The organism is Tateyamaria sp. GN1-10 (assembly GCF_055693845.1).
Map to the genome: position 1 here is coordinate 1,658,966 of NZ_JBVFUR010000004.1, position 23,117 is coordinate 1,682,082.

General features: G+C 60.9%; 17 protein-coding genes and 1 pseudogene. 13 read left to right on the forward strand and 5 right to left on the reverse strand.

Annotated elements, in window-relative coordinates:
- Positions 1–86: 86 nt before the first annotated feature.
- Positions 87–3,032: an ABC transporter transmembrane domain-containing protein gene (locus tag ACZ1HN_RS09955; protein ID WP_472729304.1), complete on the reverse strand. Its 2,946-nt coding sequence runs from the start codon at positions 3,030–3,032 to the stop codon at positions 87–89.
- Positions 3,033–3,248: 216 nt separating this feature from the next.
- Between ACZ1HN_RS09955 and ACZ1HN_RS09960 the strand changes: the two genes are divergently transcribed.
- On the forward strand, positions 3,249–3,629 hold the full coding sequence (locus ACZ1HN_RS09960) for a DUF3307 domain-containing protein (RefSeq protein ID WP_472727376.1): 381 nt from the start codon (positions 3,249–3,251) through the stop codon (positions 3,627–3,629).
- 155 nt (positions 3,630–3,784) lie between these two features.
- Here ACZ1HN_RS09960 and ACZ1HN_RS09965 read toward each other — a convergent pair whose 3' ends face one another.
- Positions 3,785–4,630, reverse strand: coding sequence for an ion transporter (locus ACZ1HN_RS09965; RefSeq protein WP_472727377.1), 846 nt, complete (start codon positions 4,628–4,630; stop codon positions 3,785–3,787).
- 529 nt (positions 4,631–5,159) lie between these two features.
- On the reverse strand, positions 5,160–6,110 hold the full coding sequence (locus tag ACZ1HN_RS09970; RefSeq protein WP_299210755.1) for a LysR family transcriptional regulator: 951 nt from the start codon (positions 6,108–6,110) through the stop codon (positions 5,160–5,162).
- A 68-nt stretch (positions 6,111–6,178) separates the two neighbouring features.
- On the opposite strand from ACZ1HN_RS09970, the gene ACZ1HN_RS09975 reads away from it, so the two are divergent.
- The 11 genes from ACZ1HN_RS09975 to ACZ1HN_RS10025 all read left to right on the forward strand — a co-directional run bounded on the left by ACZ1HN_RS09975 (position 6,179) and on the right by ACZ1HN_RS10025 (position 19,451).
- Entirely contained in the window at positions 6,179–7,234 is a 1,056-nt protein-coding gene (locus tag ACZ1HN_RS09975) for a maleylacetate reductase (protein WP_472727378.1), read from the forward strand.
- A gap of 20 nt (positions 7,235–7,254) precedes the next feature.
- Positions 7,255–9,036: an FAD-dependent oxidoreductase gene (locus tag ACZ1HN_RS09980; RefSeq protein ID WP_472727379.1), complete on the forward strand. Its 1,782-nt coding sequence runs from the start codon at positions 7,255–7,257 to the stop codon at positions 9,034–9,036.
- Positions 9,033–9,908, forward strand: a complete 876-nt coding sequence (locus ACZ1HN_RS09985) for an intradiol ring-cleavage dioxygenase (protein WP_472727380.1) — start codon at positions 9,033–9,035, stop codon at positions 9,906–9,908. The genes ACZ1HN_RS09980 and ACZ1HN_RS09985 overlap by 4 nt, the downstream gene beginning before the upstream one ends.
- Positions 9,909–10,126: 218 nt before the next feature.
- Positions 10,127–11,239 (forward strand): S-(hydroxymethyl)glutathione dehydrogenase/class III alcohol dehydrogenase, encoded by a 1,113-nt coding sequence (locus tag ACZ1HN_RS09990; RefSeq protein ID WP_472729305.1) that lies wholly within the window; start codon positions 10,127–10,129, stop codon positions 11,237–11,239.
- Positions 11,240–11,253: 14 nt separating this feature from the next.
- Positions 11,254–12,069, forward strand: a complete 816-nt coding sequence (locus tag ACZ1HN_RS09995) for a TolB family protein (RefSeq protein WP_472727381.1) — start codon at positions 11,254–11,256, stop codon at positions 12,067–12,069.
- A 103-nt stretch (positions 12,070–12,172) separates the two neighbouring features.
- Positions 12,173–12,631: a (2Fe-2S)-binding protein gene (locus tag ACZ1HN_RS10000; protein ID WP_472727382.1), complete on the forward strand. Its 459-nt coding sequence runs from the start codon at positions 12,173–12,175 to the stop codon at positions 12,629–12,631.
- Positions 12,632–12,633: 2 nt separating this feature from the next.
- The gene (locus tag ACZ1HN_RS10005; RefSeq protein WP_472727383.1) at positions 12,634–14,871 is read left to right on the forward strand and encodes a xanthine dehydrogenase family protein molybdopterin-binding subunit; all 2,238 of its coding nucleotides are present in this window, start codon (positions 12,634–12,636) and stop codon (positions 14,869–14,871) included.
- Between the two features lie 118 nt (positions 14,872–14,989).
- Positions 14,990–15,697, forward strand: coding sequence for a GntR family transcriptional regulator (locus tag ACZ1HN_RS10010; RefSeq protein WP_472727384.1), 708 nt, complete (start codon positions 14,990–14,992; stop codon positions 15,695–15,697).
- Positions 15,694–16,638: a dihydrodipicolinate synthase family protein gene (locus tag ACZ1HN_RS10015; protein ID WP_472727385.1), complete on the forward strand. Its 945-nt coding sequence runs from the start codon at positions 15,694–15,696 to the stop codon at positions 16,636–16,638. The genes ACZ1HN_RS10010 and ACZ1HN_RS10015 overlap by 4 nt, the downstream gene beginning before the upstream one ends.
- A gap of 3 nt (positions 16,639–16,641) precedes the next feature.
- The gene (locus ACZ1HN_RS10020; RefSeq protein ID WP_472727386.1) at positions 16,642–18,129 is read left to right on the forward strand and encodes an aldehyde dehydrogenase; all 1,488 of its coding nucleotides are present in this window, start codon (positions 16,642–16,644) and stop codon (positions 18,127–18,129) included.
- Complete coding sequence (locus ACZ1HN_RS10025) at positions 18,126–19,451, forward strand: NAD(P)/FAD-dependent oxidoreductase (RefSeq protein WP_472727387.1); 1,326 nt, start codon at positions 18,126–18,128, stop codon at positions 19,449–19,451. Before ACZ1HN_RS10020 ends, ACZ1HN_RS10025 begins: the two co-directional genes overlap by 4 nt.
- A gap of 97 nt (positions 19,452–19,548) precedes the next feature.
- Here ACZ1HN_RS10025 and ACZ1HN_RS10030 read toward each other — a convergent pair.
- Both ACZ1HN_RS10030 and ACZ1HN_RS10035 read right to left on the reverse strand, forming a co-directional pair.
- Positions 19,549–21,092 (reverse strand): annotated as a pseudogene (locus ACZ1HN_RS10030) (trimethylamine methyltransferase family protein).
- A 299-nt stretch (positions 21,093–21,391) separates the two neighbouring features.
- Positions 21,392–21,673 carry a hypothetical protein gene (locus ACZ1HN_RS10035; RefSeq protein ID WP_472727388.1) on the reverse strand — a complete coding sequence of 94 codons (282 nt, stop codon included), beginning with the start codon at positions 21,671–21,673 and terminating at the stop codon, positions 21,392–21,394.
- 655 nt (positions 21,674–22,328) lie between these two features.
- Between ACZ1HN_RS10035 and ACZ1HN_RS10040 the strand changes: the two genes are divergently transcribed.
- Entirely contained in the window at positions 22,329–23,111 is a 783-nt protein-coding gene (locus ACZ1HN_RS10040; RefSeq protein WP_472727389.1) for a lysophospholipid acyltransferase family protein, read from the forward strand.
- The last annotated feature ends 6 nt before the right edge of the window (positions 23,112–23,117 follow it).

Genomic DNA, 23,117 nt, shown 5'->3' on the forward strand with positions numbered 1-23,117 from the left:
TACTCCGCCGCGCGCAGCGCGCGGCCTTACACTACGTGCATGCCAAATCTGGGACAAAGGTTCCAGCGCCTTGATGGCGCGGGTGGTCAAGTTTTGACGTAACCGGCAACAACTTGCAGCAAACGGAAGGCAGTGGCAGCGTCGTTTTCGACCACGGCCATGAATTCTTCCTCGCCGATGCGCAGGCAGGTCAGCTCGCTCTTGGCGCGCATATCCAGCGCACGGGGTTCGCTGCGGATCAATCCCAACTCGCCCACAAGTGCGCCAGCACCCACGGTGGCGATCAATGTGTCATCGGCCCCCTCTTGCGGCAGCAGCAGATCGGCCTCGCCGTCGATGACCATATACGCGCCGTCGGTGGGGTCGTCATTCTTGTGGAACACGTATTCGCCGGGATGCGCCGTGTACCACCGCGCCCCGAAGGCCAGCAGGCGCAACTGCTTGCGCTTGAGGCCCGCGAACATCGGCGCCTGCCGCAACGCCTCGACCTTGCGGGCAAGGTCCGCGCTGGCATCCGTGCCTGCCTCGACCCGTTCGCCTTCTGCACCCTGCAACCGCCCTTGGACAATCTCGACATGCGCGTCGAACGCGTCTTCTTCCTCGAATGACGTGCCCAGAAAGATCAGCGCCGCGTCGGGCAAGAGGGTACGCAGGTTGCGGAACAGCGCGGCGCGCGTTTCCTCTCCATAGCTGGCCATTGGCTCATCCAGGATCAGGATATCGGGCCGCTTGATCGTGGCGCGGCTGATCGACAACGGCTCGGCAAAGAGGGCAGGCAGGTTGGCACCACCCAGGGCAATCGGCACGTCAAAGACCAGTTCCAGCACCAGCTGGTTCACACCCGCCTCGGTCAGCGCCTCGACCACAATGCGGCGCAGGTCATCGGCCCGTGCACCGGCACTGTCGGACACCTTGCCATAAAGCGCATTTTCCAGAACCGACAACCCATGCACATGGGCATCGGGCTGGATCGGGACAAAGATTTCATGCATCTGCTTGCGCAAGGTCGCGCCATGTTCGGTCCGCATGTTCAGCACCCGTGCGCGCACATCGTCGGGAAAGGCCGCGGCAACCTGTTCGGCCGTGATGTTGGTGGGGATACTCAGCAGCAGCGCCAGTTCCTTGTCCGTAATATCGGACCCGGCGGGCTTGCGATCAACCAGTTCAAGGGCGGCCTCATAGATATCGACCTCTAGGCCCAGCTTGCGGAACAGCGGGTGATCCGTGCCGTTGGGGCCAAAGGTCTGGCGCAGGATCTCAAGGATATTGCGGGCCATCATTTCAAGGTTCGAGGCCAGCGACAGATCATGCAGCAACTGCAGGAATTCAACCTCTGCCTCGATCATCTCGGGGCCGATGACCTCACGCGGGGTGGCAAACAGCACGTTCTCGGCAACGGGCAGGGCCGGGTTGTACGTGTCGGGATCGAAGGCGTGAACATAGCGATCAAGCCCCGCCTCGGCCACGGCGGCAGCCACTTTGGGGCGCAGGTCGATTAGGGCCTGCGCAAGTTGCGGGTGTGCCTTTTCGTCAAAGGTCTGATCCATCGTCCGGCGGGTCAGCGCATCTCCTGACCCGCTGCTGTCAATGACGGTGTACCACCACGCCCGCAGCGCGTCCTTGTCCGGAACGCCTGCAATGGTGGGGTCCAGCCATTGGCCATCCACCATGTCCGGCGTGTTGCCCGCCCGGACAGCCTCGCGCTTGAATTCGGTCTCTTCGGCTGCGGTTGTGGGGCAAAGGCGCATCGGCATCATCACGTTCTGGCCATAGCTGCCCTGGAACATGATAGGGCGCGAATTGGCATGGCCGGCGCGTTTGGCAATCACGGTCTGATGCAGCGACCGAATGTCATGGCCGGACACTGTCACCGTCCCACTGGTCGGCAGCGTTTCACGCGTCAGCACCTCCGCCAAGGCGCGCCGATCCTCATCATTGGGGGCGGTGATGGCAAGACTGCTGCCTGCTGGGACAGCCAGTGAGATGTCTTCCAGCACCGCATTGCCGTCGCCATCGCTGACGGTGACCTGATCCAGAACGATGTCCCCGGTCAGCCGGGGTGTTTCGGGCGCCGGGCCATAGAACAGGTCGTCATCAATCATGCCCGCAGGCGCAAAGCGTTCGGTGATCGTCTCCCACCGCAGGGACATGTCGGCAACCTGGTTGTAGTAGGCCAGCAGCTCTTTCCACGGGCTGGACAGGTCCTTGTAGGCAGCAAGGGCCGCCACCAGCGCCCCGATGGTCACGTCGCCCTGAATGACCAGATAGCCACCAATGGAAAAGAAGAAGAACGGGGTCAGCTGAGTGATGAAGTTGTTGAGGAACTTCATGAAGAATTTCTTCTGGTAGATCTCGAACCGGATTGCAAAGAGATTGCCCAGCCGGTTCCCGATCATCGCCATGCGAAAACGCCAGCCGCCATTGACGCGCAACGTGCCTGCGCCCGCCGCGCCTTCGCCGATCTCGGCGGCCAGCGCACGCACCTGTATCACACGCTTCTTGTTCAGCAGGTTGATCTGGCGTTGCAGCTTGGGGATCAGCCACGCCTGCAGTGGAATCAATGCAATGGCGGCAAAGCCGAACGCGATGGACTGGAAGAACAGAAAACCAAGGATCGTCAGCATCTGCCCGGCCTGCAGCACCGGCTGCGCAATGGCGTCGCCCATCAGGCCGCCCATCGGCTCGCTTTCCGCCGTGACCATGCTGACCAACTCGCCCTGGCTGGTGCGCTCGAAATAGGGCTGCGGGAAGCGCAGGATGCGGGCGATCAGAGTATAGCGCAGGCGCCGCAAAAGCCGTTCGGCCAGCACACCTTTCATCGTGTTGATGCGCATCTTCAGCAGGCCATGACATAGGACGGCCACCAGAAAGCCGCCGCACAACATCATCAGATAGGTGATCTGATCGAACTCGTAGCCATAGGCCGAAATGGTCGGAGAACCCGAGCCGATCGCATCGTTGATGATCTGCTTTGGCAGCTCCAGCGTCAGGTACAGAAGCGGAAACAGTGTCAGCGTCACCACCAGCAGGATCAACTGATCGCGTTTCGAGTACTTCCAGATAAATCCAAAGAGGGAGCGTTCTATGATGCCTGTCCACGTCCTGAAGGGGCGGGAATTACGCCCACGGTCAGCCTAACAACGGGGATCACGGGAAATCAATGGCACGACAGCATACGGTACGGCATGGATTGCGACAAAACACATGGCGGCCTAGGGTAAAGGCAGAGAAAACGCGAAAGGCACCCTTTGACCGACCCTGTTACCTTTGCTTTGGTTCTGCTGTTCCTGCTGCAGGCAAAGCACCTGTTTGCCGACTTCTACATGCAAACGCCAAGGATGCTGGCGAACCGCGGGCGCTACCTGCATGTGGGGCGGCTGCAACATGCCGGGCTGCACGGGGTGGGGTCTCTGGTGGCGATGGTGCTGGTCGGCGTGCCCGTGGCCATGGCGCTGATCGTGGCGCTGGTCGAATGGGTCGTGCACTTTCACATCGACTGGGGCAAGGGGCGCTGGTCCGAACATACGGGCCACGGACCCGACCAAGGCGGGTTCTGGCGCGCCTTCGGGCTGGATCAAGCGTTGCACCAGTGGACCTACCTGGTGATGGTCTGGGCCGTGCTGCCTTAAATATCGACAATGCAGGACAGGCCCGACCGTCATTTTGGACAGCTAAGGTTGGGATCGCAGGACAAAGTGGCTGTTACCCTTCAACTCACCTCAACCCGCAGAAAACGCCATCTGGATTATGAAATTCACGCCCAAAGTGTGATCAATCCTTGCCTTCATTCCCGCACCTGGAGCGTCTTCTCGATCTTCTCCAGCCGGGCAATCATCTCTTCGCGGTACCGGTCCGTCGCTGCAATTTCTTCCTCGGAGTAAGCGGTCTGCATCGAGTTTACGATCAGACCTACCAGCAGATTCACCACTGCGAAGGACGTCACGAGAATGAACGGCACGAAGAACATCCACGCATATGGGTAAACCTCCATCACGGGGCGCACAATGCCCATGGACCAGCTTTCCAGGGTCATGATTTGGAATAGGGTGTATCCAGACCGCCCAAGATCACCGAACCATTCCGGGAATGCCTGTCCAAAAAGCGTCGTCGCCATGACAGAGCCGATGTAGAACATCATCGCCATCAGCACGAACACCGAGGCCATACCGGGCAGAGCGCTGAATAAGCCTTCGACCACACGACGTAAGCTGGGGGCCACGGACAGCACCCGAAAGAGCCGCAGAATGCGGAGCGCTCGCAGCACCGATAGCCCACTCGATCCCGGGATCAGCGAGGTTCCGATGATGATGAAGTCGAAGATGTTCCAGCTCTTCCGAAAAAAGTCGCGGCCTCTGGCAAACAGCTTCGCCGTGATTTCAACCACAAAAATCGAGAGACAAAGAGTGTCGAGCTTGGGGAACAGTGGCCCCGCCACTGTCACCACCGGTGCAATGGTCTGCAGGCCGGCAACCACTGCGTTGAACAGGATCACCCCGAGGATGAAGTTGTCAATCAGGGTGCTGTCAAGGATCGCTTGGGTACGTGCGCGTATGGACGCGATGGCGCCGGTTTGGTTCCAGTCAGCTTTTGCAACAATGAATCCGAATTTGCTTCTGATATCGTGTTTCATTTTTTATGCCTTTGTGGACCCGTAAATCTGGCCACGACGAGATGTGCATTACCGAGCACACTTGATCGCTGTCTGATCAATAGGTGCCTGTGTTCAGCGATTGGGTTCAAATATCCGGGAAAGTTTCACGGACTAGGCCTTGCGAGGCGCGTATGCCGAGCGGTTCCCCCGTTCGGACAAATTGGGTCTTGCGAGAATGCAGACATCCAACATGCTCGTTTATTGTACGAGGTCAGAAATCAGCGGTAGGCAACAGGTTCATGCGCAGACAAAGGGGTAAATCCGCGCTGTGGCCCTTTGGGCTCCAAGCGGACATTTCCCGCAATCGCGAGCCTGCGGCCGAGGGTATGTTCGTGGCATAAATATCCAGCTCTCCCGAAGGTCCACTGCGCCGCTATCCAAATTCACGCCCGAAGCGCGTCCTATCCGCCCGATCTTTGCATAGACCCGCGCTTGTTCAAGCGCGCCTCTAAGCGGCCGGTAGCGTCATGGCATGTTCACTGTCTTTTCAGTCCACGTGTCCCGAAACTCATGCCCGCCACACCGAATTCTGCTGCGCATGCGAGATCGACCGCGCCAGGGCCTTGAACTCGGATGCGATGTGACGATGAAACCGACGTACGGCGGGGCGCACGGGCCGGTCGGCCGGGCTGATGATCCCAAGGTTGCGCGGCGCGTGTTTGATGCGGATGTCCAGCGCCGTCAGCGCCTTTTGCTGCCGCATCATGAAGATGACCGAATAGGGCAGGATCGTCAGGCTGTCCGACCCTTCCAGCACCGTGCGCACCGCGCTGATGGACCCGCCCGAGAAGCTGACCTTCACATCCTCCACCTCGATCTCGTGCAGGATGGCGCGCAGGTCCTGGTAAAGCGGGCTGTTCGTCGGCGGTGCGATCCAGGGATAGTTGGCGATGTCCTCCAGCCGCAACGCCCGCTTCCGGGCGAGGGGATGACCCATCCGACAGGCAATGACGTTGCGACCCTGCAAAATCTCTTCAAAGGCAATCGGCTCGGGCAGGTCGCCTGGGGGCAGGGGGCAGATGGCCAGATCAAGCGCCCCGCTTTCCACGTCGCGCATCAGTGTATCGGCGTAACCATAGCTCTGATCGATCCGCACATTGGGATGCGCTTGCTGGAACCCCGCAATCATCGTGGCAATGACGGCATCCATGAACACCGGCGTCCCCGCAACGCGCACCGCTCCGGTCTTGCCGCCAATATACAAATCCGCCTGAACCGAAGCCTCGCCACTGGCCTGCCGGATGACACGGCCCTGCGCCGCCAACGCCGCGCCCAATTCGGTCGGCACCAGCGGACGACGCCCCTTTTCGAACAAAGGCTGACCCAGCCGCGCCTCCAACGCGGCCAGTGTGCGGGACAAGGATGGCTGCGACTTGCCAAGCGCGTGCGCACCGGGCGTCAGGCCGCCTTCATCGACCACGGCGGCGAGCATGACCAGATGATTGGGATCCAATTGCATAGCGTCAGGTTATATTGCGGCCCATAAATCGTATCAACATAATCGTTTGACCCTTGTAGCCTTCCCACATGCTCACCCAACCCGCCCCCTCGTCCCCTCGCGTGCGCTTCGGTGCCGGACTGCGCCACACGGTGGCGGAGGAGGTGGCGCGGCTGGGCTGCAAACATGCCCTCGTCCTCTCCACCCCGCAGCAATGCGACAGTGCCATGGCCATCGCCGAAGCGCTGAGTGACAAGGCCGCAGGAATCTTTGCGCGCGCCACGATGCACACGCCGGTCGAGATCAGCGACGAAGCGGTCACACATCTGCGCGACACAGGCGCAGACTGCGTCATCGCCATCGGCGGCGGTTCCACCACGGGCCTCGCCAAGGCCATCGCCCTGCGCACGGACGTGCCGCAAATCGTGATCCCCACCACCTATGCCGGGTCCGAAGCGACGCCCATCCTTGGCCAGACCGAAAATGGCATCAAAACCACGCTGACAGACGCCAAGGTTCAACCCGAAACCATTCTCTACGACCCCGAACTCGTCACCTCGCTGCCAACGGCGATGACGGTAACCTCCGCGCTCAACGCCGTCGCCCATGCGGCCGAGGCGCTTTATGCTGAAAACCGCACGAACCACAGCACTGCCTTGGCCGTCGAAGGCATGCAGCACTTCGCCGACGGCCTCCCAGCTGTTCTCGAAAACCCCACCAACATCAGCGCTCGCGAAAAGACCTTACGCGGCGCCTACGCTTGCGGCGCTGTGCTGGGGCAGGTCGGTATGGCCCTGCATCACAAGCTCTGCCACACGCTTGGCGGCAGTTTCGATCTGCCCCACGCCGATACACACGCGATCATCCTGCCCCACGCGGTCCACTACAACGCGCAAGCGGTGCCCGACCTGCTCAAACCCGTCACCGATATCTTCGGTGGCACGGCCCCCGGCCCGGCGCTCCATGCCTTTGCCACGAAAATGAACGCGCCCCTCGCGCTCCAAGACCTCGGCGTCACGCAGGACAACCTCGACAACGCCGCCGACCTTGCCACCCAAAAGCCCTATCCAAACCCCGCGCCCATAACGCGCGACGGGATCCGCCAATTGCTGCAAGCCGCATGGTCCGGCACCGCACCCACCTGACGCCATTCTGGGAGGAACACATGGCCGACATCACAACAGACGTCCTGATCATCGGAACAGGCCCCGCCGGGTCCGCCACCGCCGCGCTGCTCTCCACCTATGGCATTGAGAACATGGTGGTGAACCGCTACCGCTGGCTTGCCAACAGCCCCCGCGCCCACATCACCAACCAGCGCACGATGGAGGTGCTGCGTGATCTGGGGCGCGAGGTCGAGGACGAGGCCTATATGCACGCCACGGAACAGGACCTCATGGGCTCCAACGTCTTCTGCGAAAGCCTCACCGGCGAGGAGTTGGGGCGCATCCAGACATGGGGCACACATCCGCTCAGCCGCGCAGAACATGACCTGAGTTCACCCAGCAAGATGAATGACCTGCCGCAAACCTTCATGGAACCGCTGCTGTTCAAAACCGCCTGCTCCCGCGGCACGCAAGCACGCATGTCCTGCGAATACCAAAGCCACGAGGCAGACGGCGAAGGCGTCACCACAACCCTGCTGGACCGGCTGACAAACAAGACCTTCACGGTCCGCTCAAAGTATCTGATCGGCGCTGATGGCGGGAACTCACAGGTCACTGAAAACACCGGCCTGCCGATCGAGGGCAAGATGGGTGTTGCTGGTTCCATCAACCTGCTCTTCAAGGCTGACCTCAGCCAACACGTCGCCCACCGCCCCTCGGTCCTCTACTGGGTGATGCAACCGGGCTCGAACGTGGGTGGCATCGGCATGGGTGTCGTGCGCATGGTCCGTCCCTGGAACGAATGGCTGGCGATCTGGGGCTACGACATCGAAGGTGAACGGCCGGAACTCAACGATGACGAGGCCAAGAAGATCATCCGCGATCTGGTGGGCGATCCCGAGCTTGAGATCGACATGCAAGGCATCAGCTACTGGACGGTGAACGACGCCTACGCCACGCAAATGTCCAAGGGGCGCGTATTCATCATGGGTGACGCCGCGCATCGGCACCCACCTTCGAACGGGCTGGGCTCCAACACCTCGATCCAGGACGCCTTTAACCTCTCGTGGAAACTCGCCGCCGTGCTCAAGGGGCAGGCGGGCGAGGGGCTGCTTGACAGCTACAACACCGAACGCGCGCCCGTGGCGAAACAGATCGTCACCCGCGCCAACCAGTCCATCGGCGAATTTGGCCCCATCTTCGAAGCGCTGGGCTTGATCGGCCACACCGACCCCGACGTGATGCAGGCCAACATGGAAAAACGCTGTGACTCGACGCCCGAGGCCGAGGCCCAACGGGCCGCCCTGCGCGAGGCCATCGCCTTCAAGAAATACGAATTCGATGCCCACGGGGTCGAGATGAACCAGCGCTACCGCTCGGACGCGGTGGTAACGGACGGGCAGATGGAACCGGCCTTCGATCTAGATCACGAACTGCACTACCAACCCACCACATGGCCGGGCGCGCGGTTGCCCCATGTCTGGCTTTTCGATCAGCACGGCACCAAGCATTCGACGCTCGATCTGACGCAGGGCGGTTTTGCCCTGATCACGGGCCTCAATGGCCGGGCATGGGCCGACGCCGCGCAAGCCGTCGCGGGTCAGATGGGCATCAACCTGACCACCCATGTCATAGGCCCGCGCCAACCCCTCGTTGATCATACCGGCGACTGGGCCCGCGCCCGCGAAGTGGGTGAGGCGGGGTGTGTCCTTGTGCGCCCCGACCACCACGTCGCGTGGCGTGCCGAGGGCATGATGGACAATCCCCAAGCTGAACTGGAACGCGTGCTCGGCGCGATTCTGGCCCAGAACACACACGCCAAGCAGGAGGCCATGGCATGAGCAACACCCACGACGGATACTTCACCGAAGACAACTCCGCCGAGGTGGTCAACGCCCGTACCACCACCGATAACGCACGGTTGGCGCAGGTGATGGATGCAATCGTGCGCCACATGCATGCCTGCGTGAAAGAGATCGAACCAACGGACGAAGAATGGTTCAAGGCAATCATGTTCCTGACCGAGACAGGCCACATGTGCACCGACTGGCGGCAGGAGTTCATCCTGCTCAGCGACACGCTCGGTGTCTCCATGCTGGTGGACGCAATCAACAACCGCAAACCGTCCGGCGCTTCGGAATCCACGGTGCTCGGCCCCTTCCACCTGCCTGATGCCCCGGAACTGCCCATGGGGTCGAACATCTGCCTTGATGAAAAAGGTGTGCCGATGCTGGTCAAGGGGCGCATCCTGGATACCGACGGCAACCCCATCGACAAGGTCAAGATCGACGTATGGCAGGCCAATGACGAAGGGTTCTATGACGTCCAGCAAAAAGGCATCCAGCCCGATTTCAACCTGCGCGGCGTGTTCCGCACAGGCGGCGATGGTACGTATCACTTCAAAGGCGTGAAACCGAAATACTACCCCATCCCCGACGATGGCCCCATGGGCAAGCTGATGGGCGCGCTGGGCCGTCACCCGTTCCGGCCCGCGCACCTGCACTACATCCTCGAAGCCGACGGGTTCGAGACGCTGACGACGCACATCTTCGACCCGGATGATCCCTATATCCACTCCGATGCGGTCTTTGGGGTCAAAGAAAGCCTGATGGCGAAATTCGACTTGATCGAAGATGCAGGCAAGATTGCTGATGCAGGTATGGACGGCCCGTACTACGAGGTCGTGCACGACTTCGTTCTGGCGCGCGCCTAGCAACCGTTTTGCCAAAGGGGGCTGTCTGCCCCCTCGGCCTTACGGCCTCACCCCAGAGGATTTTCCAGAAACAGGGAAGAGGATGACGGCCCCGTCTTCCCTGTTTTCAAAAATCCTCCCCGAAGGGCCGGACTGACATTTTCCCAGCCCTTTCCATTGACAGACCGACCTTCCACTGGCTCACATGCCCCAAACACCGAATGGGAGGACAAACCATGATGAGAACCCGCGCCGCTGTCGCAGTTGAGGCTGGCAAACCGCTTGAGATCATGGAGGTGAACCTCGACGGCCCCCGCGCCGGCGAAGTGCTGGTCGAGATCAAGGCCACCGGCCTTTGCCACACCGACGAGTTCACCCGTTCGGGCGCCGACCCCGAAGGTATCTTCCCTGCTATCCTCGGCCACGAAGGCGCAGGTGTGGTGATCGAAGTGGGCGAGGGCGTCACGACGCTTGAAGTCGGCGACCATGTTATCCCGCTCTACACGCCCGAATGCCGCGAGTGCGAGTACTGCTTGAACCCCAAGACGAACCTCTGCCAGAAGGTCCGTGCGACCCAAGGGCAAGGCCTGCTGCCTGATGGCTCCACGCGCTTCTCGATGCTCGATGGCACGCCGATCCACCACTACATGGGCTGCTCCACCTTCGCCAACCATACGGTTGTCCCAGAGATCGCGCTGGCCAAGGTCCGCAAGGACGCGCCATTTGACAAGATCTGCTACATCGGCTGCGGCGTCACCACCGGCATCGGCGCGGTGATCAACACGGCCAAGGTGGAAATTGGCAGCCGCTGCATCGTCTTCGGTCTGGGCGGCATCGGTCTGAACGTGATCCAGGGCCTCAAACTGGCAGGCTGCGACCAGATCGTCGGCGTGGACCTCAATGACAGCAAGGTCGAAATGGCGACGCATTTCGGCATGACCGATTTCGTGAACCCCTCCAAGGTCGACGGCGACATGGTCGCGCACCTGGTCGAACTGACCAACGGTGGGGCGGACTACACCTTCGACGCCACCGGCAACGTGGAGGTGATGCGCACAGCGCTGGAAGCGGCGCACAAGGGCTGGGGTGAATCGATCATCATCGGCGTTGCTCCGGCGGGTGCCGAAATCTCGACACGCCCGTTCCAACTGGTCACGGGCCGCGTCTGGCGCGGCACCGCCTTTGGCGGGGCGAAGGGGCGCACAGACGTGCCCAAGATCGTGGACTGGTACATGGACGGCAAGATCGAGATCGACCCGATGATCACCCACAAACTGACCCTGGACGAGATCAACCACGGCTTCGACCTGATGCACGAAGGCAAGTCGATCCGCGCCGTCGTCGAGTTTTGACGCCACACAGCTTCGTGGTCCTGCACGACGTCGCCACTGGCGTCGAGCAGGTTGTCCATGAAACGCCCGATTTGATCGAGGCGCCGAACTGGTCCCCTTGCGGGACCTTTTTGGTTTTGAATGGTGGGGGACGGGTGTTTCGCCTGACCCTTGCCGATGGTGCGATCCACTGGATCGACACCGGGGCGCTCCGTGCGCTGAACAATGATCACGGGATTTCGCCGGACGGCAAAACGCTGGTCGTCAGCGAAAGCCCGGGGCGCGGCACATCCTGTATTTACACATTGCCTATCACGGGCGGCACTCCGACCAAGGTGACACCTGTGGTCCCATCCTATTTCCACGGCTGGTCGCCCGAGGGCACAACCCTGACCTACACGGCACGGCGCGACGGCCTGTTTCAGATCTGCACCATCCCGGTCACGGGTGGGGACGAAACGCAACTGACCTCCGGGCCCGGGCACAAGGACGGCCCGGATTATTCAGCCGATGGGCAATGGATCTGGTTCAACTCGGATCACCACGGCGCGACCCCGGATATATGGCGAGTGCGCACCGACGGCACGGACTTGCAGCAGATGACGGATGACGCACCGGTCAACTGGTTCCCGCACCCTTCGCCGGATGGGCGTCGCGTGCTATACTTGGCCTATCCCGAAGATGTTGAGGGCCACCCTCGCGGCAAGGAAGTTGCACTGAAGCTGATGCCGCAGGACGGCGGTGCGGCACGTACCTTAGCTGAATTCCATGGCGGGCAGGGATCCATCAACGTGCCCAACTGGTCGCCGGACGGAACGCGTTTCGCCTATGTGCGCTATGCGCGCACATAGATGACTTGGCGTCATATTCACCTCGATTGGCGCGATCTGCAAGTTACTATCCGGCAGCCCTGACCTATCTTCTAAGTGAAATCGATCCAATCAGGAGCGCGTGATGAAACTCACGGTCAACGGAACAGAACACGAGGTGGATGTCGAAGATGACATGCCCCTGCTTTGGGTTCTGCGGGACGAGCTGAACATAAAGGGCGTGAAATACGGCTGCGGTGTCGCACAATGCGGGGCCTGCACCGTGCATATTGACGGCGAGGCGGTGCGCTCTTGCCAGACCGCAGCCGCAGATGTCTGGGGCGACGTCACCACGATCGAAGGGCTCGGCACCCCCGACGCCATGCACGCCGTACAACAGGCGTGGGTGGAACATCAGGTGGCCCAGTGCGGCTACTGTCAGTCCGGCCAGATGATGCAGGCGGCGTCCTTGCTGGCGATCAACCCGGCACCGACAGATGCGGATATTGATGACGCGATGAACGGCAATCTCTGCCGCTGCGGGACCTATTCCCGTATCCGGGCCGCCGTCAAAACCGCCGCCACCAAGCTGCAGGAGGCGTAATCATGGGCCGTACCGGAAAAATCGCGCGTCGCACCTTCTTGGTTGGCTCTGCTGCCGTCGTGGGTGGCGTCGCTTTTGGCTACTATGCCTACAAGCGCCCCGTCTCGAACCCGCTCCTGAACGATCTGGCCGAAGGCGAAGCAGCGCTGACGCCTTACGTCAAAATCGACAGTACCGGCATCACGCTCATCACCCCGCGCGCGGACAGCGGGCAGGGGGCCTACCACGTTCAGGCCGCCTTGATTGCAGAGGAGCTTGATGTCGAACTGGATCAGGTCGGCGTCGATCCCGGTATGCCTGACCCGGCCTACTACAACACGGCTTTGAGTGCCGAGGCGGCGCCCTTCCGATCCACCGATGATGGGTTTGCTGCTGACACGACACGCGGGATCATGGATGCGATGATGAAGTTCATGGGTATGCAGATCACAGGCGGTTCGACCACCGTGCCCGACAGCTTTGAAAAGCTGCGCCTTGCGGGGGCCGTGGCGCGTGAAACGTTGAAGGCCGCAGCCGCCAAACAGACAGGTGCGGATGTCTCTGACCTCAAAACTGAAAAAGGCGCGGTGATCCTGCCCGGTGGTGGAACGCTTGCCTATACCGAACTGGCGGCCACTGCGGCGTCCATGGACCCGGTCAACGATGTGACTTTGCGCGATCCCTCCACCTGGCGCCTTGTCGGAAAAGAGATGGAGCGCGTTGACATCCTTGCCAAATCCACGGGCACGCAAGCCTATGGCATCGATTTCGAAATGGACGGGATGGTGCATGCGAGCGTCCGTACCAGCCCCCGCAGGGGGATGATGAACGGCTTTGACGCAGAGGCCGCACGCGAGATGCGGGGAGTCATCGACGTGGTGCAGGTGACGGACGGTGTGGCCGTCGTGGCCGACAACACATGGCGCGCCATTCAGGCCGTGAACGCGATTGATGTGGATTGGGGACCAGCCCCCTATCCGGCGGAGCAGGCAGAGCACTGGCAGACCCTGTCCGACAGCTTTACCACGGACCATCAGGACAGCCGCTTCCGTGATGACGGAGACGTCGACGCTGCATTGGAAGGGGCCGAGGTGGTCGAGGCCGAGTACCGCGCACCCTACCTTGCCCACGCGCCGTTGGAGCCGATCTCTGCCGTTGTGCAGGTCGCGGAGGACCGAGCTGATGTGTGGACCGGCACCCAGATCCCACGCTTTGTGCAGACCAATGTGGCGAAGTTGACCGGGCTTGATGCGGATCAGGTCTTTGTCCATGTGCTGATGATGGGCGGCAGCTTTGGTCATCGTCTTGAGGACCGCGTGGTTCGCGAAGCCACTGAAATCGCAATGCAAATGAAGGGCACGCCCGTCAAGCTGACCTACAGCCGGGAAGAGGACACCATGCAGAACGACACCCGCCAGATCGCCATGGCCCGTGGGCGTGGTGCGGTGCGTGATGGCAAGGTTGAGGCCTATGATCTGGGTATTGCCATGCCCTCTGTCGTGGCCAGCCAGATGGGGCGGCAGGGCCTGCCTGTGCCGGGCCCTGACCTGCAAATCGTTGCGGGGGCTTGGGAACAGCCGATGCAGATCCCGAATTATCGTGTGACCGGCTACCGGGCACCGGAACTGGCGCCGATCTCAAGCTGGCGGTCGGTCGGGGCGTCGACCAATGGGTTTTTCCACGATGTATTCCTAGATGAGCTGATCCATGCGGCGGGTGCAGATCCGATGGAGGAACGGATGCGGTTGTGTTGGCACGATCCGTCTCGCAAGACCTTGGAGGCCGTCGCCGAAATGTCCAATTGGGGCAGTGACTTGGGACTAAACAAGGGGCGTGGCGTTGCTTTCTGCATGTCCTTTGGCGTCCCTACCGCAGAAGTGGTCGAAGTCACAAACATGGACGGTGCGATCAAGATCGACAAGGTCTGGGTGGCTGCCGAGGTTGGCCGCGTGATCGACCCGATCAACTTTGAAAACATGGTGCAAGGCGGCATCGTCTGGGCGTTGGGCCATGCCATGAACTCCGAGATCACGATCGCAGACGGCATGGCGGAGCAGCGGAATTATTATGATTTCGAAGGCATGCGCCTGTCGCAATCGCCGGAGATTTTCGTGCGCGGGCTGGAGAATGGCGACACCGTGCGTGGCATGGGTGAGCCCATGGTTCCACCGGCGGCGGCGGCGCTGTCCAATGCCATTTTTGCGGCGACCGGGCAACGGGTTCGCGAGATGCCCATGAATAAACATATCGGTTTTGTTTGACCGGCGGAGCGCACCGTCAGGTGCGCCTTACGGTTGAGAAAGTGAAAGAGGCACAGGAGTACCTGCGCCTTACTTTTTTGGATTGTCCCCGCGGGGACAGATTTTGTATACATATTGTATGCAATCCGAGTCGTCTCCGAAATCTAATGCTTATGATGCGCTTGTCGCGGGTATCCTGACTCTTGAGCTGGCGCCCGGTGCAGATCTTGATGAGGTGCGCTTGTGTGCGGAACATGGCTTGTCCCGTACACCCATGCGCGAAGTGCTGCGGCAGCTTGCGGGTGAGGGGTATGTCACCCTGCGCCAGAATCGGGGGGCGCAGGTGTCGGAGATGTCCCATGCCTCCCTCCGCGCCTTTTTCATCGCAGCCCCTATGATCTATGCAGCCATCCTGCAGCTCGCAGCCGAGAACCGGATACCGGCACAGGTCGTTGAGCTGGCCGAAGCGCAGGACATCTTTATCCGCGCGCTGCGCAACGGATCGACGGCAGATCGGGCGCTTGCCAATGACCGCTTTCACCGCGTCACGGGCGAGATGGCGGACAACCCGTTCCTGTTGCCCAGCTTCAATCGTCTGCTGCTGGATCATGCTCGTATTTCGATGACGTTCTACGCTCCGCGCACCGACGCTGACAAAAACACCATCAAAACCGCTCGCGACCATCACGAACAGATCATCGAGGCAATCGACGCACGCGATGCCGCGCGGGCCGGAGAGCTGGCGCAAGCCCATTGGGCGCTGTCACGCGACCGGATCGCTCAGTTTGTCATGCCCGGCGGCCTTGATCTGCCGCTGGGCCCACCCCCACAGGAGGCGCGCCTATGACGCCCGTCATGGAGTTCAACGGGATCTACACCCCCGTTGTCACCCCGTTCAATGCGGATTACTCGCCGGATTTCGCGGCGCTGGATGCGGTGCTCGAAAGGTTGATCGCGGCGGGCGTGCACGGCCTCATTTCGGGCGGATCAACGGGCGAAAACTATGCCATGACCGTTGCCGAACGGCTTGAGGTGGCAGAGCGGACGATCAGGACCGTGGCGGGCCGGGTGCCAGTGATCATGGGCACGGGCGCGATGCTGCCCGCCGACAGCATGGCGCTGGCAATGGGCGGTAAGGGCATGGGCGCCAATGCGCTGCTGGTGGCCACGCCGCCCTATGCCGTGCCGACCGAGCGGGAAAACGCGCTGGCTGCCCTTGCCATCGACAAGGCCGTCGATCTGCCCATCATGCTCTACAACTATCCGGGCCGGATGGGCGTGAATATGGGCGAGGAATTTCTGGACCGCGTGGGGCGGTCACGAAATTTCTGTGCGATCAAGGAAAGCTCGGGCGATATCAATCGGGTGCACCTTCTGGCGCGGGATTACCCGCATATCCAGATGTCATGTGGCATGGACGATCAGGCGCTGGAATTCTTTGCCTGGGGGGCCAAAAGCTGGGTCTGTGGCGGATCGAACTTCCTGCCTGACGAACATATTGCCTTGTGGCGCGCCTGCGTGGTCGAAGGGGATTTCGACAAGGGCCGCCGCATCATGTCGGCCATGATGCCGCTGATGCGGGTGCTGGAGCAGGGCGGCAAGTTCGTGCAATGCATCAAATATGGTGTGACGTTCCAGGGCATTGAGACAGGCGCGATCAGACCGCCGCTCAAGGCGCTGAACAAGGATGACAAGCGCGCGCTGGAACAGGTGATCCGCGTGCTGAAGACCACCATCGCACAGATCGAGGCCGAGCCAGCGGCAGGACAAGAAAGAGCGGAGGGCTGAACCATGCTGACGACCGAGGAATACAAGGCCATCGCCGCCGATCTGACACCGGCCACAAGCGCCTTTATTGATGGTGGGTTCCGGCCTGCGATATCCGGCAAGACTTTTGACAGCGTGAACCCGGCAACCGGGGACGTGATTGCACAGGTAGCGGCCTGCGGGGCCGAGGATGTTGACGTGGCGGTGACCAAGGCGCGCGAGGCGTTTGAGGACGGGCGCTGGTCGCGGTTGCACCCGAGTGATCGCAAGGACGTGTTGATCCGCCTGTGCAAGCTGATGACACGCAATGCCCGCGAACTGGCGGTGCTGGAAAGCGTGGACAGCGGCAAGACCATTTACGACTGCGAGACGGTGGACGTGCCCGAGGCCATTCACTGCATCAAGTGGCATGCGGAAGCCATCGACAAGATTTACGATTCCGTTGCGCCCGCGTCGGATGACCATATTGCGATGGTGTTGCGCGAGCCCGTGGGCGTTGTTGGGTTGGTTTTGCCGTGGAACTTCCCGCTGCTGATGATGGCGTGGAAGATCGGGCCTGCGCTCGCCTCTGGCTGTTCGGTGGTGTTGAAACCGGCAGAAGAGACCTCGCTGACTGCTTTGCAGCTCGCGGAGTTGGCCATGGAGGCGGGGGTGCCGCGCGGTGTGTTGAACGTTGTGCCGGGACACGGGCCGGATGTGGGGGAACCCATCGGCCGCCATATGGACATCGACATGGTCAGCTTTACCGGGTCGACTGAGACGGGCATGAAGTTCTTGACCTATGCCGCGGAGTCCAATGCAAAAGAGGTTGTGTTGGAAATGGGCGGCAAGAACCCCTGTGTCGTCATGAACGATGCCGAGAACCTTGACCGTGTGGCGCAGCATATCGTCAACGGTGCGTTCTGGAATATGGGTGAGAACTGTTCCGCCATCTCGCGTCTGATCGTGCATGAGGATGTGCGGGAGGACCTGCTGGCGCGGATCGAAGCCCATATGCGCCATTTGCCCGTGGGTGATCCGCTGGACCCTGAGACGCGGCAAGGGGCGCTGGTGAGTGGTTCGCATTTTGATAAAGTCTGTGGATATGTGGAAAAAGCCGGGGATATCCTTGTGGGTGGTTCTGTGGATAAACCCTATGTCTCTCCAACCGTTGTCTCAGCTACTTCGGATAATCCGCTGGCGCGAGACGAGATTTTCGGCCCGGTGTTGGCGGTGATCCCTGTGGCGTCGTTTGACGAGGCTATGGCGGTTGCCAATGACACGCCCTATGGTTTGTGTGCGTCCCTGTTCACCTCCAACGCCAAGCGCGCCCTGCGCGGGGCACGGATGTTGCGGGCGGGGACCGTGACGGTCAATGCTTATGGAGAGGGTGACATTGCGACACCGTTCGGGGGCATGAAGATGTCGGGCTTTGGTGGGCGCGACAACGGGGTGCAGGCCCATGATCAATACACCCAGATCAAGACCATCTGGGTGGACCTGTCCGATGATTCAGATGAGGCCGTGGAATGAGATATGCCGCGCGGCGTTTGCCGCGGCATCGTGGCCCGGCAGGTTGGGCGGAGATATTGGGGCCGGGGCCATCCTTTCCCCGGCTTGAGACGCAGGTGACAGCAGATGTGGCCGTTGTGGGCGCTGGTTTCGCCGGTCTGTCTGCGGCGCGTCGCGTGTTGCAGCACTGGCCGCAGGCGCGGGTTGCTGTGCTGGACGCGTGGCGTGTGGCGGATGGCGCGGCGGGGCGCAATTCCGGTTTCATGATTGATTTGCCGCATGATCTTGCGTCCGAAGACTATGCGGGTGCGGGCGATGATCGCACGCTGACGCGGCTGAACCGCGAGGCTATTGCATTTGCCCGCGACGCGGTGGCCGATTACGACATTTCGCCGGACTATTTCGATCCTGCGGGCAAGGTGAATGGTGCAGCGACAGAAGCGGGCGATGCGCATAACCGCAGTTACGCCAAGCACCTTGAGGGGTTGGGAGAGCCCCATGAGTGGTTGGATGCCGCGGCAATGAAGGAGTTGACCGGCTCCGCGCATTATCGGTCGGGTCTGTACACGCCGGGCACCGTCATGTTGCAGCCTGCGGGCTATGTGCGTGGGTTGGCAGCCGGTCTGGCCCGCGGGGCGGAGGTGTATGACCGCAGCCCGGTTCTGCGTTTTGAACGTGCGGGGCGGGATTGGGTGCTGCGGGCGCCGAAGGGGTCAGTCAGGGCTGAGCGTGTGATCCTTGCCGTGAACGGGCATTTGGAGAGCTTTGGCGTGGCGCGGGGGCGGTTGGTGCAGTTGTTCCTGTTTGCCTCCATGACCGAGGATTTGGATCCGCAGGTGGTGGGCGGTGCGCCCCGTTGGGGGGTGACGCCGTCCGATCCCATGGGCACAACGGTGCGCCGGATCGATACGGGGCAGGGTGGCCACCGGATTGTCACCCGCAATTGTGCGGCGGTGCGGCCTGGAATGCACCCGACGGACCGCGACATGGGGCGGGCGGCACGCGCGCATGCCCGCGCCTTTGCCGCGCGGTTTCCGCATTTGACGGGTGTGCGTCAGGCCCAGGTGTGGGGTGGGCATTTGTGCCTGTCTCTGAACGGTGTAGCCCATGCACGTGAGATCGAGCAGGGGTTGTTCAGTGCTTGTGTGCAGAACGGATTGGGCACGGCGCGGGGCACGTTGACGGGCATCGCGGCGGCAGATCGGTGCTGTGGTCAGCCGTCTGAGATTGCGGATCATTTCGAGGCAGAAGCGGAGCCGAAACGCCTGCCGCCGCAGCCTTTTGCGACGCTTGGTGCGAACGCTTATTTGCGGTGGAAGGAGTGGCGGGCTGGTGGTGAGTAGTTGAAAGTCAACTTTGCGGGGCTCTCACGCACAGACTTTACCGTCAAAATATTCAAAAAGAGACAAATCAGCATTTTACTCACAATTCCTTCATATATCAGTAGTCCTGGTTCAACGCATCTGCGGCCGGTATCTCCCGCTCCCGTCTTGCGATGTAGTCGTGCAGCGCTTCATCCACGGCTTCATCCAATTTTGGCTCCTCATAGGTTGCCAAAAGGTTGACGGCGTGTGCCAGGGCACGTTCCGTGATCTCTTTTGATCCTTCGGCCTGCCACTGCTCGATCGAGTTGTTGTCGAAGAGGTCTGGCATGAAAAAGGCTGTCTGAAAGTTCTCTTGCGTATGGGGGTGGCCCAGATAGTGCCCGCCCGGTCCCACATCCGGCACGGCGGCCAGAGCGACCTCGAAGTCGTGCCATTTCAGCCCTTCGGCCATGCGATAGGCCATGGCGCATTGTTCGGCGTCCACGATGAATTTCGCGACGGAACAGTGCATACCCGCCTCGTTCCAGCCCGCGGAATGCCAGATGTAGTTGGCCCCCGCATGCATCACGGCGGACAGGGTCGTGGCGCTTTCATACCCCGCCTGCGCATCAAAGGTCTTGGCCCCGCCCAGCGTGTTCGAGGTGCGCCAGGGCACGTCATAGAACCGGGCCATCTGGCCGATCATGAAGTTCATCATGGAGATTTCAGGCGTACCCGCCATCGGCGCGCCGGACTTCATCGACACGGTGGACAGGTAGTGGCCATAGATCGCAGGCGCACCGCGCCGGATCACCTGGGTGTAGGCGAGGGCCGAGAGTGCCTCGGCATTCAACTGTGCGACGGATGCGGCTACCGAGGCCGGGGTGTTGGCCCCGCCCAGCACGAAGGGCGAGCAGAGAACCGGTTGATTGCGCTTGGAAAATGCGCGCATGGCCCCCAGCATGGTTTCGTCCCACACAAGGGGGAGTTGCCGTTGCAATTGCCCGTCGTGACCGGGTGATCCTCCATGAAATCCTCGCCAAAAAGGATCGCACACATGTCCATCACGTCCTCGGCGTTCTTGGGGCTGGTGGTCATGCCCATGAACGTCTTGTCCGAATGTTTCATGGACGAATAAGTGATGCGCAGGTGGCGGTGACTGATCGGATGATCGTAGGGTTCGACGATATGGTGAGCGGATGAATGCAGGCTGGGCATCATGTGGCTGAGCTTGTGAAACATCGCCAGATCGTCGAGCGTGGGGTTGCGCCGCACGTCCTCAAGATCGCGCAGGAACGGTGCGCCGGTCATGGGCACAAAGATGCTGTGCCGCCCGCCAAGACGCACGTTCTTTTGAGGGTCGCGGGCGTGATAGGTGAAGTCCGACGGGATCGTCGAGATCAGGTCGCGGACAAGGCCACGGTCAAGATAGACGGTTTCGCCCACCACTTTGGCCCCGGCAGCTTTCCAGTCGGCCAGCGCGATGTCATCACGGAACACGACGCCTACGTTTTCGAGGATATCCATGGAAGCGGCATCGATCCGTTCCACCTTTGACCCATCCATGATCTCGCACCAGGGGAGGGTATTCCTGAGCCCCGGGAGCATGGTGACATTGGGTGCTGAGCGAAGGGCGCGCCGGCTGGCGCGACCACCGGATCGGGTGCGGATCTGTGACATGGCTTGCCTCTCTCTGGGTCTTGGGGAGAGTGAACCGTGTCATGGCGGTCTGCGTCGACCCGCATGCGAACCGACTGGCCTGAGAGCGACGTTCTGGACTCTGAGGGGAGTTCGTTGGCGCAGGAGCGGTTGTCTCAACGCCTGATGACGTTGGTTTTAGAGATAGGAATGCAGGGTATTTCGTTGGTGTCGGATGTCCGGTTTGAGCCCATTCGACAATTGCTGCGGATGTAACGAATGTCAGCCTTTGCGTTCGTCGATGACTGAACCATCAAACCTTGGTTTCCGTGCTTGGAGTGCTAATCGACCCGTACGCGCGCATGATTGGTACTGTGTTTGGTGGTGTTTTGCAGCCAGCGTTCATAGGTCACACCGTGTTTTTCCAATGCCTTGAACACACGATCAGGATAAATTCCAACGGTTTCACGATCAAATGACAACCCGCGCCCATCGGTCAAACGCAGTTCGTAGAATTCATCGAATTCTGTGTATTCACCGTCGCTGTCGATGACTGTTTTGAACGTCTTGACCTGTATGGCGGTCGCGATATCGGCCAATGCGATATCTAGCGGAAGTCCCATGGAGGGTATACCCGATTCCCACCGCAGTCTGCCGTTGCCGATGGTTGCCCGCCATGCACGTTTAGACTGGAAAATCCGCTAGATCCTGCGGGAGCTAAAAATCGCCCATCCTAAGCCAGCCACGCCAAAAACGGCAAACATCAGCTTGGAAAAGGGATTAATGTGACCTGCCCAGTGGATGTCGACCACATAAATCAGAGGCCAAACGAGGGCGATGCAACAGAAAATGATTTCATGGCTAGCAACGCGAAACCGAGATGGTTGGATCGTGATTGGTTCTTTCATGCAGGCATTGTATACCGGAACTGGACCGCAATTATGACATGTATACAGTTGTTGCACCACGCCAACAAAGCCGACTTTGCAGGATGAGCTCAACAACTGCGAGCTGCCATTGGTCGAAGACTACCAAAAGGCAGCCTAGTCCGCTCTGCCGACCATAGACATTAGATGGGCTAAGGTCCGCAAAGAGCCCAACCCCGCCATTGAGGCCAATCACCGGTATCCGACTTTCTGTTGATGCGCCGCGCCCATTGCCGCATAGAGGCGGGGCGCAGGGTGCTTGTCGGGCCACGCGCCCAGAGGGCAGGCGGCAAAAGCGCCACGAAGAACCCTCGTGAACATCCCCGGCAGACAGCACATGCGACGGGGAGCCATGTCACTTCAACCTCCGAACGGACGGGCCGCACCAGCGGCCACCGACCCTGCTGGCCTGCGCGTCATAAAGCGCGCCGTGTTGTTTCTGCTGGGCCCCTTCTACTTCCTCTATATCGCCTTTGTGCCCCTGCTTTGTGGTAAAAGGCAGGGTTTTCGCGGCTGGTACTGGCCACTGGTCAAACGTGCCTGTTCGCGGCTTCTGTGGCTGCTGAGCATCCGGACAGAGATGACAGAGGCCGACAGGGCCGCGCTGGCCGCCGACACTGGCAGCATCATCGTGATCAACCACCGCAGCCACCTGGATGGTTTCGCTCTGATGGACGTGATGCCCGACGCCAAATGGATCACCTTCGCCGCCAAGAAGGAGTTATGCGACGCGGCCCTCTTGCGCCATGGGTTCAAGGGCGCGGGACTGGTGGAGATTGACCGCAGTAGCGGTACGGTTGCGCTTGAGACACTCACCGCTGCCGTCCACGCCATGCCCGCCCGCCGCTCTGTCGTGCTTTTCCCCGAGGGCACGCGCACCGGGTCCGAAAGTCTTGGCGCGTTCAAGGCAGGTGCGGTACTTGTCGCCCGCGCCACCGGCAGGACAATACGGCCCATCGTCATTCATGCCTCCGACCGCCTGTTGCCGCGCGGCAAACACCTGCCCAGAAGCGGAACGATCCGCATCGAGGTACTGCCGTCATTCGAATGCGATCTGTCCGCATCAGTTGACGACGATGTTGCGCGCCTGAGAGGTGCCATGATGGCCGTTTTCGATGATGCGGCGGATCGGTAGTTCTCC

Coding starts and splice junctions, on each gene's coding strand:
- ACZ1HN_RS09965 (WP_472727377.1), bottom strand. CDS start 4,630: ATGAAACACGATATCAGAAGCAAATTCGGATTCATTGTTGCAAAAGCT.
- ACZ1HN_RS09970 (WP_299210755.1), bottom strand. CDS start 6,110: ATGCAATTGGATCCCAATCATCTGGTCATGCTCGCCGCCGTGGTCGAT.
- ACZ1HN_RS09975 (WP_472727378.1), top strand. CDS start 6,179: ATGCTCACCCAACCCGCCCCCTCGTCCCCTCGCGTGCGCTTCGGTGCC.
- ACZ1HN_RS09980 (WP_472727379.1), top strand. CDS start 7,255: ATGGCCGACATCACAACAGACGTCCTGATCATCGGAACAGGCCCCGCC.
- ACZ1HN_RS09985 (WP_472727380.1), top strand. CDS start 9,033: ATGAGCAACACCCACGACGGATACTTCACCGAAGACAACTCCGCCGAG.
- ACZ1HN_RS09990 (WP_472729305.1), top strand. CDS start 10,127: ATGAGAACCCGCGCCGCTGTCGCAGTTGAGGCTGGCAAACCGCTTGAG.
- ACZ1HN_RS10000 (WP_472727382.1), top strand. CDS start 12,173: ATGAAACTCACGGTCAACGGAACAGAACACGAGGTGGATGTCGAAGAT.
- ACZ1HN_RS10005 (WP_472727383.1), top strand. CDS start 12,634: ATGGGCCGTACCGGAAAAATCGCGCGTCGCACCTTCTTGGTTGGCTCT.
- ACZ1HN_RS10010 (WP_472727384.1), top strand. CDS start 14,990: ATGCAATCCGAGTCGTCTCCGAAATCTAATGCTTATGATGCGCTTGTC.
- ACZ1HN_RS10015 (WP_472727385.1), top strand. CDS start 15,694: ATGACGCCCGTCATGGAGTTCAACGGGATCTACACCCCCGTTGTCACC.
- ACZ1HN_RS10020 (WP_472727386.1), top strand. CDS start 16,642: ATGCTGACGACCGAGGAATACAAGGCCATCGCCGCCGATCTGACACCG.
- ACZ1HN_RS10025 (WP_472727387.1), top strand. CDS start 18,126: ATGAGATATGCCGCGCGGCGTTTGCCGCGGCATCGTGGCCCGGCAGGT.
- ACZ1HN_RS10035 (WP_472727388.1), bottom strand. CDS start 21,673: ATGGGACTTCCGCTAGATATCGCATTGGCCGATATCGCGACCGCCATA.
- ACZ1HN_RS10040 (WP_472727389.1), top strand. CDS start 22,329: ATGTCACTTCAACCTCCGAACGGACGGGCCGCACCAGCGGCCACCGAC.